This window comes from Pseudomonas sp. Xaverov 259 (genome assembly GCF_019352915.1).
Lineage (GTDB): Bacteria > Pseudomonadota > Gammaproteobacteria > Pseudomonadales > Pseudomonadaceae > Aquipseudomonas.
This window is the reverse complement of sequence record NZ_JAAAFV010000033.1, coordinates 82,681-96,867: the sequence shown is the minus strand read 5'-3', so window position 1 is coordinate 96,867 and position 14,187 is coordinate 82,681. Positions and strand designations below refer to the sequence as shown.

At 56.4% G+C, this 14,187-nt stretch carries 14 protein-coding genes; 7 read left to right on the top strand and 7 right to left on the bottom strand.

What is annotated here, in order from left to right; genetic code table 11:
• Nucleotides 1-36: 36 nt before the first annotated feature.
• Together K0H48_RS14575 and K0H48_RS14570 are read left to right on the top strand one after the other, a co-directional pair.
• Complete coding sequence (locus K0H48_RS14575; RefSeq protein WP_368862143.1) at nt 37-411, top strand: hypothetical protein; 375 nt, start codon at nt 37-39, stop codon at nt 409-411.
• A 33-nt stretch (nt 412-444) separates the two neighbouring features.
• Nucleotides 445-831 (top strand): hypothetical protein, encoded by a 387-nt coding sequence (locus tag K0H48_RS14570; protein ID WP_219268023.1) that lies wholly within the window; start codon nt 445-447, stop codon nt 829-831.
• A 27-nt stretch (nt 832-858) separates the two neighbouring features.
• Here K0H48_RS14570 and K0H48_RS14565 read toward each other — a convergent pair whose 3' ends face one another.
• Nucleotides 859-1,188, bottom strand: coding sequence for a YXWGXW repeat-containing protein (locus K0H48_RS14565; RefSeq protein ID WP_219268022.1), 330 nt, complete (start codon nt 1,186-1,188; stop codon nt 859-861).
• 408 nt (nt 1,189-1,596) lie between these two features.
• Nucleotides 1,597-2,496 carry a DMT family transporter gene (locus K0H48_RS14560; protein WP_219268021.1) on the bottom strand — a complete coding sequence of 300 codons (900 nt, stop codon included), beginning with the start codon at nt 2,494-2,496 and terminating at the stop codon, nt 1,597-1,599.
• Between the two features lie 98 nt (nt 2,497-2,594).
• On the opposite strand from K0H48_RS14560, the gene K0H48_RS14555 reads away from it, so the two are divergent.
• Complete coding sequence (locus K0H48_RS14555; RefSeq protein ID WP_219268020.1) at nt 2,595-3,443, top strand: LysR substrate-binding domain-containing protein; 849 nt, start codon at nt 2,595-2,597, stop codon at nt 3,441-3,443.
• A 10-nt stretch (nt 3,444-3,453) separates the two neighbouring features.
• Here K0H48_RS14555 and K0H48_RS14550 read toward each other — a convergent pair whose 3' ends face one another.
• Complete coding sequence (locus tag K0H48_RS14550; protein WP_219268201.1) at nt 3,454-4,323, bottom strand: LysR family transcriptional regulator; 870 nt, start codon at nt 4,321-4,323, stop codon at nt 3,454-3,456.
• A 120-nt stretch (nt 4,324-4,443) separates the two neighbouring features.
• Between K0H48_RS14550 and K0H48_RS14545 the strand changes: the two genes are divergently transcribed.
• Nucleotides 4,444-5,109, top strand: a complete 666-nt coding sequence (locus tag K0H48_RS14545) for an NADPH-dependent F420 reductase (protein WP_219268019.1) — start codon at nt 4,444-4,446, stop codon at nt 5,107-5,109.
• Nucleotides 5,110-5,175: 66 nt separating this feature from the next.
• Here the strand turns inward: K0H48_RS14545 and mqo are convergent, their stop codons facing one another.
• Nucleotides 5,176-6,831 carry a malate dehydrogenase (quinone) gene (gene mqo / locus K0H48_RS14540; protein ID WP_219268018.1) on the bottom strand — a complete coding sequence of 552 codons (1,656 nt, stop codon included), beginning with the start codon at nt 6,829-6,831 and terminating at the stop codon, nt 5,176-5,178.
• Between the two features lie 436 nt (nt 6,832-7,267).
• On the opposite strand from mqo, the gene K0H48_RS14535 reads away from it, so the two are divergent.
• On the top strand, nt 7,268-8,455 hold the full coding sequence (locus tag K0H48_RS14535) for an MFS transporter (protein ID WP_219268017.1): 1,188 nt from the start codon (nt 7,268-7,270) through the stop codon (nt 8,453-8,455).
• A gap of 100 nt (nt 8,456-8,555) precedes the next feature.
• Here K0H48_RS14535 and K0H48_RS30795 read toward each other — a convergent pair whose 3' ends face one another.
• Nucleotides 8,556-8,777, bottom strand: a complete 222-nt coding sequence (locus K0H48_RS30795; RefSeq protein ID WP_257626973.1) for a hypothetical protein — start codon at nt 8,775-8,777, stop codon at nt 8,556-8,558.
• Between the two features lie 146 nt (nt 8,778-8,923).
• Nucleotides 8,924-9,292, bottom strand: a complete 369-nt coding sequence (locus tag K0H48_RS14530) for a DUF6124 family protein (protein WP_219268016.1) — start codon at nt 9,290-9,292, stop codon at nt 8,924-8,926.
• Between the two features lie 657 nt (nt 9,293-9,949).
• Here K0H48_RS14530 and K0H48_RS14525 point away from each other — a divergent pair.
• Nucleotides 9,950-11,629, top strand: coding sequence for a hypothetical protein (locus K0H48_RS14525; RefSeq protein ID WP_219268015.1), 1,680 nt, complete (start codon nt 9,950-9,952; stop codon nt 11,627-11,629).
• A 340-nt stretch (nt 11,630-11,969) separates the two neighbouring features.
• On the opposite strand, the gene K0H48_RS14520 is transcribed toward K0H48_RS14525, so the two are convergent.
• A complete protein-coding gene (locus K0H48_RS14520) occupies nt 11,970-12,872 on the bottom strand; it encodes a hypothetical protein (protein WP_219268014.1) in 903 nt (300 codons plus the stop codon).
• A gap of 610 nt (nt 12,873-13,482) precedes the next feature.
• Here K0H48_RS14520 and K0H48_RS14515 point away from each other — a divergent pair.
• Entirely contained in the window at nt 13,483-14,058 is a 576-nt protein-coding gene (locus K0H48_RS14515; RefSeq protein WP_219268013.1) for a hypothetical protein, read from the top strand.
• The last annotated feature ends 129 nt before the right edge of the window (nt 14,059-14,187 follow it).

The window sequence follows — 14,187 nt, the reverse complement described above, 5'->3', positions numbered from 1 at the left end:
AAAACACCACTGCCCTTGATCAAGAGAACTCCCCACGTGCGCACGTTGCTGCTTGTTGCCATGGCCATGGCGCCCACCCTCGCCCTGGCCGATACCATCACCTGGCCTGACCTGCCGACAACCTGCTTCGTCAGCGGCCGCTCCGCGACCAGCGTGGATATCGACAGCGGCTGCGCGGCATTTACGCTGAATGTACAAGGCAAGCCGGCGGGCTCACCGATCAAGGTGGATGTGCCGCAGTACGCCCTGCATGTGGATGAAGCCACCGGCAAAGAGACACCGGTGATCATCATCCAGGCCGAAGAACAAGGCGAGACCCAGATAGTCGGCTATCAGGAACTGGGCAGCGACCAACTCGGTGCCGCGCTGCTGCGTGAGTTACGCTTGCTCGGGACTAAAAAACCTATATGAGATGAGCCACTCGCTCCTCGCAATATGAGGCCAATGAAGATCATGTATCCCAAAAAAGCGGTGACTGAACAGATCAAGGACTTGCACGAACGCCAGATATCCAACGTTGGTTTTTTCTGGTACCGCGATGCGCAACAATATGCACATTTTCTGTCAATCTACGAAGATCGCGACACAATGCACGATACATACGCGCTTTGGCATAAACAGGCATTGAGAGCGGTCAAGCAGTATGAGCGACGGGGCTTCATCACTCATAGGGTCTACTCCACACCTGAAGAGCTGATGGCGTGGTGCCAGGCAAACGGCCTACCGCTGAACGGGAAAAGCCGAAGTTCGTTTGCCAATGAAAAACTTACGGCTGCCGCCAAACGCCCTAACGGCCTCAAGAACGCCATCGGCCGTGCGCTACGTGATTGATCTGCAATACTCGTGAAGCATGTTCAATCAACGCACCCAACCACCGCCCTGCCAGTGGTAACCGTCATTACGCTGCACCCAGTGCGGGTGTACATAACGGTAGCCTTCGCGTACCTGCTCCCAATGGCCGTGCACCGCTACATAGCGCCCACCTTCCCAACGCCAGTAACCGCGCGACCACACATAGCCATAGCGTGCCGGCGGCTCGACTTCGATCACTTGCACCGGCGGCGGCTGCGGCGCCACCACCTCGACATACTCACGTTGCACCGGCCCGCGCTCATGCACCACGCGCTCTTGTACACACCCGGACGCCGCGACGACAAACGCCGCCAATGCCGCATAACGTAGCAACATACAAAACCCCTCGGGCGTTAACGCCCAACACCTGCACCGGTAAAAAATGCCCCCTTGTTTTAGCCGCGCTCCTGCTTAGGCCTGGGTCTTTGTAACAGGTGGTGTCTGTCAGCTTGCTGAACCCGCAGGCCTCACGAGGCACACGCGACGGCCGGTCGTATCAGGCGCACCGAAGAACATGGGTTGCGCCCGTTCGCACTCATCCAGCACATGCTATTGCACACAACTCAGACGCAGCGACAACTGCCGCCACCAATGCTGCATAACGTAGCCACATACAAAACCCTCGGGCCCCGACGCCCAACGCCTGCACAAGTCAAAAATGCCTCTTGTTTGAGCCGCGCTCCTGCTTAGGCTTGGGTTCTTTTTTAGCAGCTGATATCTGTCGGGTTGCTGAACCTACCGGCCTCATGAAGCACACGCGACGGCCGGTCGTTTCAAGCGCACCAATAGCAACCCAGCAACCACCACAGCCATGCCGGCGTAGGTCGACCCGGCGATCACATCGCCAAACATCAGCGCCGCCCACACCAAAGTCACTGGCGGCTCCAGATAGACCAGCGCCGCAACATGGGTCGCCGTCATGACCCGCAACAACATCCACAAGCTCAAGTAGGCGACGAATGTGGAGAACAGCGTCAGCCAGACAATTGAGATCAACACGTCAGGGTCATGGGGAATACTCAGCGTGTCGGTATAGAGCACCGCAGCGGTAAAGCCGACCAGGGTCAGCAGCGATTGGATAAACAACGGCAACACCAAGCCTGCGCCCTGGCGTTGTACGGTGCGGCGCTCATACAAGGTCGCCAGCGTCAGCCCCAACGCCGAGGCCAGTGGCAACAGGTACATGACCAGGCCGACGCTTTGACCACCACTGCCGTATTGCCCGGCAATCACGATCGACACCCCGGCAAAGCTGATCATCAGCCCGACCCACTGCCAGCCGCCGCTGCGCTCCACCACGCTGCCGGTCGACAGTGCCGCCGTCATCAACGGCTGCAGCGCTGCGATGATGGCAGCAATGCCGGGCGGCAAGCCGTTTTGGATCGCCACATAAAGGCAACTCAGGTACAGGAACTGCGACAGAAAGCCGATCACAGCGTAATGGCGGATCTGAGCCCATGAAACCGTCAGCAACCTCACGTTCAAAAACAACCCCAGGCACACCGAGACCAACAGGAAGCGCCAGAACAGCAGGTTGAACGCCCCGCCGCCTTGAGTACCTAACTTGGCGCCGATATAGCCGGAGCTCCACGAGAGCACAAACGCCGCCTGCAACAGCAGCCGCTTTAAGTTTGATCGCGTCATGAAGCCTCCCGTCAGTGCACGTTGACTGAAAGGCTAAGGGCCGCGCATGCTTCTGTATATTTGAATTAACTGCATTACTAATCCGCAATAGTGGAATCATGGCCAAACAACTGAACATCGACCTGCTGCGCACCTTCCACGCGGTGGCCCGCTTTCGACGCTTCAATGAGGCGTCCGAGCATGTGCACCGCAGCGCGTCGACCGTGACCACACAGATTCAAAAGCTCGAAGACCAAATCGGCCAGCGCCTGTTCACCCGCAGCAACCAAGGCGTCGAGCTGACCCTGTACGGCAAGAGGCTCCTGGGAGAAACCACTGAGTTTCTCAAAAGCCACGACCGCCTGCTGATCGCGCTGATGCCGCAACGCATGCAGGGCAAGATCCGCCTGGGCATTCCCGACACCTACGCACCGGCGTTTATGCAGGAGTTCCTGCCCCGCTTGATCGCTGACAACCCGCTGCTGGAGCTCGAAGTCGAAGCGCGCACCAGCGGCGAACTGCTGACTATGTTTATGGCCGACCAGCTCGACCTGGCCATCACCGTCAGTGCACAACCGCTGGCCCAGGGCGAACGCCTGGGGCCGGTGCAACCGCTGTGGGTGGCGGCCGAGGGCTTCAGTTGCCCGCCGAATGCAGCGCTGCCGATCACCGTGCCGGTGGCCGGCTGCCCGTACCGTGCGGCGGCGTTGCAGGCGCTGAAGGATCACGGGATTTACCACCGGGTATTGTTGCAGAGCCCCAACTCCACGGCGGTCGAGGCTTGTATTCGCAGCGGCGTAGCGGTGGGGTTGATCGAGAAAAGCCGCATGGGCAGCGGGCTGACGCAAAAGATTGCAGGGTTCGAGTTACCCCCACTGCCGGTGCATCATCTGTACCTGCTGTGCGACAGCAGCAATGCACTGGCCCTGCATCTGTATGCGCAGGTTAAACAGGGCTTCCACATTTGAGCCCTCACGTTTAGCCGAAGCGCGCCAGCACCGCTTCGATAAACCGCCGCAACTTGGCGGTGCGCTGTCGGTTGGCGGTGTAGACCAAGTGCATGGGGCGGCTGGGCGCCTCAAATGCCGGCAGTACCCGCACCAACTCGCCCCGGGCCAAGGCCGGGCGCAGGAAGTCTTCGGCGCCCAGCACGATGCCGAAGCCATCCAGTGCCGCCGACATCAACGCCCTGCTTTCGTTGATCTGAAGACGGCTGGCGACCTGCACCGTGTAGGGCGTCGCGCCTTGGTGGAAGACCCACTCCCGGTCCGCCGGGCGTGACCAAAAGGCGTAGCCCAGGCACTCATGGTGCGCAAGGTCCGCCGGGCACTGTGGCGTCCCCCGCGCCGCCAGGTAAGCAGGCGCTGCGCACACCACCAGGCGATAAGGCGCCAGCGGCCGCGCCGTCAAACCGGTGGTGGCCAGGGGGCCGATGCGGAACGCCGCCTCATAGCCCTCCTCCACCAGGTCGACGAAACGGTCCGTGAGGTGCAGGTCAATTTCCACGTCCGGGTTTTCACGCAAAAACGCAGTAATCAGCGGCATCAGGCTGTAGGAACCGAAGGTGACCGGGGCGGTGACTCTCAGCTTGCCGCGCGGCGTGTCATTCATGATCTGGGCGAGCGAATCAGCAGCCTCAGCCTCCGTCAGGATATGTTTGCAGCGTTCGTAGTATGCGTGCCCCAACTCCGTCAGGCTTTGCCGGCGCGTGGTGCGGTTGAGCAAGCGGGCGCCCAGGTGTTGCTCCAGCGCGGTGACATGCTTGGCCACCATTTGCGGCGACAGGTTCATGCGCTCGGCGGCGCGGGCATAGGAGCCCAACTCGGCGGCCGTGACAAACGCACTCATGCTGGTTAGACGGTCCACGATTGACTACTCCCAGTAACTACACTGAATCCAAACCACCCATTTATCACCCAATGGTTGCCAATCATCATAGTCACTTCCCCACTTCGCAGGAGCAAGACCATGAAGATCGGCGTGATTGGAGCAGGTTTCATCGGGCGTGCCGTGGCCCAACTGGCCCTGGCCACCGGGCACGCGGTGATGCTGAGCAACTCCCGTGGCCCGCAGACCATGAGCAGCGTGCGCAGCGGCATCCCCGGCGTGCAAGTGGGCAGCGCGCAGGAAGCCGCGCAGTTTGGCGACGTGGTGCTGGTGGCGATCCCGCTTGAACACTACCGCAGCGTGCCCGAGCAGTGGCTGGCAGGCAAAACGCTGCTGGACGCCAACAATTACTACCCTGACCGCGATGGGCATATCCCGGTGCTGGACCGTTTTGAAACCACCACCAGCCGCCTGTTGGCCGAGCATTTTGCCGACTCACAGGTCGTCAAAGTGTTTAATGCGATCTTTGACTCAGACATCAACCGCGATGCACGCCCCCACGGCGCACCTGACCGTCGCGCCTTGCCGGTGGCCGCCGATGATGCGACGGCAAAAGCGCACGTGATCGCGCTGCTCGACGAACTGGGTTTCGACGCCGTGGACGCGGGTACGCTGGATGACAGCTGGCGCTTTGAGCGGGCCAAGCCTGCGTACTGCGTGCCGCTGGATAAAGCCGGTTTAAAGGCCGCATTGGCCGCCGCCGAGCGCACGGTGGAGCTGCCGCCTGCCGAACGCTCCCGCACCTGAACACCGCCCACAAAAAAGCCCGCTGACCGTTACCGGTTCAGCGGGCTTTTTAACATCAGGCCTGGCTTACAGCGCCAGGTCAGACGCCGGCTTGCTCGGCTCAGCCGCAGGCTTGGCAGCCTCGGTGGCCTGGGTTGCCTTTGGTGCGCTCAACTGCGGGATCGCAGGCGGAGGCGTCAGTTGCAGGATACCGGCGGTGTAGGCCCATTCCTTGGCAACCGCTTCCGGGCTGTCGTTCAGCTTGGTGCCGTAGCTCGGTACGATCTGGTGCAGTTTGGCTTGCCACTCAGGCGTCGCCACCTTGTCCTTGAACACTTTTTGCAGCACGGTCAGCATGATCGGAGCCGCGGTGGACGCGCCTGGCGATGCGCCCAATAGGCCTGCGATGGTGTTGTCGGCGGAGCTGACCACTTCGGTGCCGAGTTTCAGGACGCCGCCCTGTTCTTCGTCACGCTTGATGATCTGCACGCGCTGGCCGGCTTGCCACAGGCGCCAGTCGGACTGCTTGGCGTTCGGGAAGTACTCTTGCAGCGCCTTGAAGCGGTCGTCATCGGACAGCATCAGTTGGCCGGCAAGGTACTCAACCAGTGGGTATTCACGAATACCGACTTTGGTCATAGGCCAGATGTTGTGGGTGGTGGTGCTGGTCAGCAGGTCCAGGTACGAGCCTTCTTTGAGGAACTTGGTCGAGAAGGTTGCGAATGGGCCAAACAGAATCACACGCTTGCCATCCAGCACACGGGTGTCCAGGTGCGGAACCGACATCGGTGGCGCGCCAACCGAAGCCTTACCGTAGGCCTTGGCCATGTGCTGCTCGGCGATGGCCGGGTTATCGGTCACCAGGAACGAACCGCCAACCGGGAAGCCTGCGTATTCCTTGGCTTCAGGAATGCCCGACTTTTGCAGCAGATGCAGTGCACCGCCGCCCGCGCCGATGAACACGAACTTGGCGTCGGTTTCGGTCTTGGTGCCGTCTTTCAGGTTTTTGTAGCTCACACGCCACGAACCGTCGGCGTTTTTGGTGATGTCTTGCACTTCGCTCGACAGTTTCAGGTCAAACTTCGGCGTGGTTTGCAGGTGCGCGACGAACTGGCGGGTGATCTCGCCGAAGTTCACGTCGGTGCCGATCGGAGTCCAGGTGGCGGCGATCTTCTGCTTCGGATCACGGCCTTCCATCATCAGCGGAACCCATTTGGCGATCTGCGCCGGGTCTTCGGAGTACTGCATGCCGGCGAACAGCGGGCTGGCTTGCAGGGCTTCGTAGCGCTTTTTCAGGAACTTGATGTTGTCATCGCCCCACACGAAGCTCATGTGCGGAGTGGAGTTGATGAACGAACGCGGGTTCTTCAGCACGCCCTGCTGCACCTGCCAGGACCAGAACTGACGGGAAATCTGGAACGCTTCGTTGATCTCGACCGCTTTCGGGATCTCAACGGTGCCGTCCTTGTTTTCCGGGGTGTAGTTCAGCTCGGCCAGGGCAGAGTGACCGGTACCGGCGTTGTTCCAGCCGTTGGAGCTTTCTTCGGCCACGCCATCAAGGCGCTCGACCATCTCCATCGACCAGTCCGGCTGCAGCTCGTTGAGCCAAACACCCAGGGTCGCACTCATGATGCCGCCGCCGATCAGCAGCACATCGACTTTCTTTGCCTCTTCCGCCTGAACGGACGTGATCCCCATCGACAAAGCCAGCCCCAGCAGGGCAGTGTTTACTTTCTTAAACATCAGTAGCACCTATGATAAAACGCCATCCGCCCTACCGCCCCTGACTCTGCAGGCCGTAGGGTGGGCACACAAGGCCGACGTAGCGACCTCACTGTTTTTGTCCCTTCTGCGCTGACTTTTTATCATTATTGGCTTCAGCTACCTGGGCGACAGCCAACCGCCGGGACGTATACGGGTGTACGCACCGGGGAAAGACTAGACCAAGACGGCGCGCAGAATATCACGCTAAACAGCGTTTATGCGCCGTTTGGCCAATTGACAGCTCTAAATCGCGGCTTTTAACGCGCACGTGTCAAGCATCGCAGCCGCGACCTGGGGTCACAGGGCGTTTAATCAGACTGAACGCTCGCGCAAAACGCTGTTCTAGACACCTTCGTGGCGGCTTGCGTAGCATCGGCCACTGACCTTCGTGCACTTCTTTCCTACAGAGTTACCCATGACTATCCAGCAAACACCCGGGCACGTACTGCCCGCGCGCAGCGCCGCCAAAATGGAAGCGGCCATGGCCGTGGGCGCCTTCGCGATCGGCACCGGCGAATTCGCCATCATGGGCCTGATGCCCGACATCGCCCAGAACCTGGGCTTAAGCGAACCCCAAGTCGGCCACGCCATCAGCGCCTACGCCCTGGGCGTGATGGTCGGCGCGCCACTGCTGGCCATCCTCGGCGCCAAGCTGCTGCGCAAACACATGCTCTTACTACTGATGGGCCTCTACGCCCTGGGCAACCTCGCCACCGCCTTCACCCCGACCTTCGGCTCGCTGGTGGCCTTCCGCTTCATCAGCGGCCTGCCCCACGGCGCCTACTTCGGCATCGCCGCCGTCGTCGCCTCCAGCATGGTGCCCAACGACAAACGCGCCGGCGCCGTGGCCCGCGTGATGATGGGCCTCACCTTGGCCATGCTGCTCGGCAACCCCATCGCCACCTTCCTGGGCCAACACTTGGGCTGGCGCTCGGCGTTCGCGCTGGTCAGCGCCATCGCCCTGTGCACCATCGCCCTGGTCTGGCAATTCGTCCCCGACCGCCACGACGAACCGCGCAGCGACCCGCGCAAAGAACTGCGCGCCTTCACCAAACCCCAAGTGTGGATGGCCCTGTCGATCGGCGCGATTGGCTTTGCCGGCATGTTCTGCGTGTTCAGCTACCTCGCCCCGACCATGCTCGAAGTGACCAAAGTGTCGCCCCAATGGATCCCCTTCGGCCTCGCCGCGTTTGGCGTCGGTGGCATCATCGGCAACATCGCCGGTGGCAAACTGTTCGACCGTATGCAATTTCGCGCCGTGGGCTGGATCATGGTGTGGTCGATGGCCGTACTGATCTTCTTCACCTTCGCCGCCAGCTCGCTGTGGAGCGTACTGCTGGGCATCGGCCTGGTCGGCACCATGATTGCCATGGCCGCCCCGCTGCAAATCCGCCTGATGGACATCGCCCACGAAGCCCCGAGCCTCGCGGCAGCCTCCAACCACGCAGCGTTCAACCTGGCAAACGCACTGGGCCCATGGTTAGGCGGAATGGCAATTACAGCGGGATATGGCTGGACCAGCACCGGCTACATCGGCGCCGCCACCGCGCTGGTCGGCCTGGGCATCTACCTCATCGCCCGCCGCATGAAAGGTGGCCACTGACACCACCTTTTTAAAGCCCACCCAAGATCCAATGTGGGAGCGGGCTTGCTCGCGAAAGCGGTGGGTCAGTCACCAAGTCAATGACTGCCCCACCACCCCATCAATCATCATGCAACAACCCCGACCCATACTCCCCATAACTACTCCCCAACCCACTCCCGCCAAAATTCATCTTGGCCGCCTTGCTCGGGCTATGGTCCCCAAACGCCTGGCATCCGCCAGTAAAACAAGGGTCCCCCCTCCCGCCCGACGACCCCGTCGAACAAGCGCCCAACAGCATCGTGCCAGCAATCAGCGCGACTTTAACCAGGTTCGAGATCATGTTTTCAGTTCCCTATGGGCTGGAGGCGCGGGGGTCCTCTCTTGAAGAGGATCGTAGACCTCAAAGGCCCTGGGGATTATGAAATTTTGCGCAGTGACAGCACGGGTTCAGGTTGCCGCCTTGGGGTAAGGCGGCGGGGTTGGGGGTCAGGCAGTGGCTGGGCTGGCGGCAGGCGCGACTTGCTCTTGGGCGCGGGCGACGAGTAAAGCGCTTAGGTCGATGAGTTGCTGGATGCCGAGGATGATGGCGCGGTGCGGGTCTTCGAGGTCGAAGGCCAGGGTGGCGGTTATTTGGTTGGCGGAATCCAGGTGCTCGGCGGCGTTGGCTAGGAGGGTTTCGGTGTCGATGTTGGGGCTGACTGAGAATAGGTTGCCGGGTGGGTGGTCGGCGGGGGCGGCGTTGTCGTCAGATGGCGGCAGGTAATGGTGAATAGCGCGCTGAGCCGCAGCGTGAAGCTTGGGATCAATCGGTTCAGCGTTTGAGGCTTGAGGCGGATTCGGTGTGACCTTGTGCATGGCGAAGCTCCTTAACTGTTCAGGAACTGCCAATCTCACTTCCACATGAGGGTGGCAGCCGTACGCAGGTGTGGAAGACCAGGGCTAAGGACCCGGCGCACCGAAGTGCCCCGCGCACAGCCGCCGAAACACATGATACAGACGTAAAAAAACGCCGGTAGGTGTTTGTGACGATTGCGTCTTAGCTTGGTACGGACTTCCACATCCGGCTGCTGGGATTCCAACGGTTTGGGGAGGTTAGCGATGGGTGGTCTGAGAGGCAAGCTGAGAAAAGTGTGGGAAATTTCCCCAATGAATTTCAGTCCGTTGCCGAGATCACTCTATGCTGTGTTAGTCGTCTCAATGATGGATTGGAACTACTAATCCTGCATCCCAGGCTTCCCCTGCGCAACAGAGCAGGCCTGAAAGCCGCGTACCACTTTTGTACCAACACTACTTCCACACATTGATGCCCTTCCCCACACGCCAGGCCGCAATCGGCCCAAAGCTGAGTTTCAAATTAGTGCCAGATCAGTGAATCCGGTCGCGATCTCATGGTCGTTTTCGTCCAAGGAAAACCAATAAACCACTATACTTAGCCGATTAAATCTCAATGCTCTGGAGCGTTCTGCTGACGCATACCAAGCAAGGCCGGGGAAGGACATAAAAAGGGCGCTTATGAGTGGAGTGAAATCCAAAGGAAAGAAGCCTGCCGTGGCATCGGAACAGGTTACCCATGAACGTCACGATTTTCTCCAGTCGACCGTGCGACGTTTGCGGGATTGTGCGGGAAATGTCTGTTCGTTCCCCGATTGCCATGTGCATACGCACGGTGCGGCGTTCACTGGTGATAAAGCTGTGGGAGTCGGGGTGGCATGCCATATCAGCGCGGCTGCGCCGGGTGGGCCCCGCTACGACTTCAAACAGTCCAAGAACGAGCGTCGTCACATAAACAATGGCATCTGGATGTGTCAGACGCATTCAAAGCTTGTCGACGCTGACGACTCGGCTTACAGCGTTGCAACTTTGCTCGAATGGAAGCAAAAGGCGGAGGCGCGATCCAATCGCCTTATTAACCAGAAGAGCTTCACTGAAGGTGAAGTCAAAGCTGCCGTTGAAGAGGGTACTGTTTCAGTTTTGCAGCGCTGGGTGAACAAGTCCAGCGATCCCTTCAATACCCCCTTAGCCGAAATTATGCAGGGATATGAGTCCGGACTGGAAGCGCTCGATCCGCGATTCAAGGTACAGGTCGACAAGGTCGGCGGTCACTTCAATCATATCATCAGCGCTGCACAGGATACGGTCAGCCTACAGCTCATCCTCCAGGGGCTAGATCAGCTGGAGGGCTACTGGGAAGCTGAAAAAGCATTGCTTGAAGAAGGGCGGGAGCTGCAGATCCCCGAAGCACATTTTAAGCTTGAAGGCTCCAAACTGTTCGATGCTATCCATCAGCGGGCTCATCGACCGGGCCCGGGCGTGCTTACAATGGGGGCGCCGAAGCGAGCGATGACCGCCAATCTTTACTTCCGGACCTCGGAAGGGCATGAGCGCGCAATTGATACCTTCACCTGCTACTACACCTCGGGTAGCGTGCGCACGGTTTTCAACGGGATGGCGTTGGGCGGCTTCTTTGCTATTAAAGCTTCATGCGCCCATGACGGGCGGGATACGAAGTTCGATCTTACCTTCAGCGCCGAGGCTTGGCTTGGCAAGGACATACTCGATCTGCCAGGTTTTGCCAGGCTATCGAAGGCTACACAAAACCATGGAAAGGGGCGTCTAGTTGTTGAAATTGAGGTCGGAAACAACGTCGCTTCCTTTGACACCAAATCCAGCCCGCTCAATGAGGAATATCATGCTCAGTTGCGTTGGTTGATCGAGTATCTGGATTATGCTCGCAAGGTGGCAGAGCAATGCAGTGATCAGGTCATCCTGAAGTCTATCGACTTTGACCGCGAGGTCTATACGGCTCTTCGAAAGTACGTAAAATTGCTCGCTGGGCCGGTGGTGACTACTCGGAAACCGGGTTGGTTGTGCGGCGGTTCGTTCACCTATTACGATGAGGGCGAGCTTCCAAGTTTCGTGTCGGCTGTCTACCCCCCTATAATCAAGCTTGCTCAGAAGGACACTATGACCTTTGAGTTGTTTGGACAGGCAATTACGCCTCCACGTGTCGAGACGATTTATACCGATGTAGAGTTCTCCTTATTCAGTGAACTAGATGCCCGCGAGAACCCCAAGATAAAGTTTTATACGACTGATAAATCAACCATTACGACACAACTACAGGCGAAGGATTCTTGGGTTGTTCACACAGACCTAAGTGTGCTTGGTGAACCGCTCCCACCTAGCAACTGAGTGGAGAGCAAACTGGTCTTCTGAAGCGATATTACAATATTGATCTTAGGATGAGCCTTCTAAACGCGGCCAGCTGTGAATAGTAGTTTGAATTGCACACATATCCGTAGAAATATCCGTACAGCCGCTCCTGGTCGATTTCTGCCAATCGCACGCAAAATTACCAGCTTTCTCGGTGAAGGATTGGAACTGCTAACCCTGTAGGCCGCGTATTCATTAGCCTACAGAACCGACCTAAAGCTGCGTAATACTTTTGTACCCGCGTTACTGCTACGCAGTGACGACACATCCTAAGCGATAGGCGGCAATCGACCACAAGCGGCCCGTCAAGCGAAGACTATCAGCGCAACGCTCCTTCTCCTTTGAAATGTTTCTCACCTACCAAAGTCTCGATGATGACCACGCCAAACGCGTACGCGCTTACTCCAAGCCCTGCGAAAACGTTGAGTATCCAATAACCAAAGATAGGTTGATAAAAAAGTGAAGCAACATAGAAACCAGCCGCCGGAGCTATAAAACAGAGCACCAACGAAGACCGTATTGAAAAAAAATAAGCCCCCCACAAATATGGCATTCTTGACTTAAGCCAGTTCTTTTTTCTCAAATCAGGATAATATCCTACCGGAAACACATTTATAACGTGAGGATGAACATTTAATATATTGTCATGGGTTTTAAAGGCCGTTATTTCTCTAAACCGGGTGTGGTATAGACTGCCAAGCCATAGAAGCATTATAGGAGCAAGCGCAATTTGTAAAGCTTGGATAAAATTAGCCATAGCAATCTGTATCTTGGTCCCCGCTAAACCGATCACGGCCACATCAGGAATTTCGATCCCATACATTTTAATAGGTTGCTTTCGAAGGTCACTAGCTAGTGACTGCATATCCTTAATCACCAATACGGGATCACGGTCATAGCTGTATTCAGTGATGTCTATTTTCCGCCAACAACCGGTTTCAGTACCGAATATCAACTTTTTAGCGACTGCCGTTTTATAATTTATTGAAAGTAACCCTCGAGATTTAATTCTTATCTGTTCAAGCCTTACTTCATTCCATTGCTCGGAGAGTTCTTTCAGATTTGCTTTAATAACATCAGCGCTGGAATCGAAGCAATTTGCAGCAACCCTATCCTCGTATGTATTATATCCAACCGTAGAAACGAACACCGCACAAGCAGCTAATGTTATTGGCGCCGCCCAAAAGAGAAGTCGCTCGTATCGAATACCTGGATTGCTCATATTACAGCCCGCTAATGTTCGGTAGGATAGGTTTTTGAATTAGCATGAAAACTCCTTTCTTAGATTAAATAAACTCCAGACTATCTGAGGCGCAGCCATTTGCAAAATCGTAATTGTCCAAGGATATCCTTTATCAGACTGATCGGTGATCGCTCGAAAATATTTTGAGCGGAGTCCACGTAAGCTTCAGTGGGGAATTCGGCAGTCACTACGTCCCGACCCAGCGTTGCATTCTAGACCATGTATTTATTTCCCCACAGAGCCGATATCAAAGCTGCGTACCACTTTTGCACCAACGCTGCTTCCAAGCAGTGACGCTGTACCATCACGACAGGCGACAATCGGCCAGAAGTGGCCAGTGATAGAAAATAAATCTGTCCCCTTTTCGCTCAATTTGACGTATGGGCCATGGTTCCTGGCTCTACTGCCCGCCGACATCAGATTGCATAAATGCATAACAGACATTGAATAGCATAGATTGGCGTACGCCTTGCCCCATGCAGGAGTCTGAGATTCAGCTCTCACAGCCGTCATTGATAGAAAAGGATCACTACCTAGGTTGAACTAAAAGTGATATTGTTTTGCCTTCAGTATATAGGACTGCATACATATGATGGAGCTCACTCTCGATACCGCAGTGAAAGTTGCGGCACCAATTTTGACGGCCGTATTTGGTCTAGTTGCAAAAATCTATTTAGACGCCAAACCGAAACTTGTATGTTATATGATCCATTCATTTGCAATCCCTATGCGCAATCAGAACCACCCTGACGCTCAACCTTTGACGATTAACACTCACACTATCGCAGTTCGCAACTCAGGAAAAAAATCCGCAACCAACGTACGGATTGGTCATCACTCCCTTCCAGACTTCCAAATTTACCCGCCACTAATTCATGAAGTAACCAGAAATGCGGATGGCACAGGCGAGATCTTGATTCCAACTCTGGTGCCTGGTGAGCAAATAAACATTGGCTATTTATACTTCCCACCTCAAATGTACCAAAACATAAACAGTTACTGCAAGTCCGATGAAGTATTGGCAAAATACTTAAATGTCGTCCCCATGGTTCCCTTAGGAAAAGTTCAACTATACATACTGTGGTCACTAGTTTTTATTGGCGCATCCAGCTTTGTTTATTGGTTACTCACCATTTTTTTGATGTGGGCAAATACTTCTGGCTGACAAGCCCCCTTCAAAACTAAATTTAAATTGCTCAGAGAATGATAGTACTACAATCACTTATAGTGACAACCTAAAACAGCAAAAAACCCCACTCTAACAACTTAAATAAATAAAAATCAAGTAAAAAGC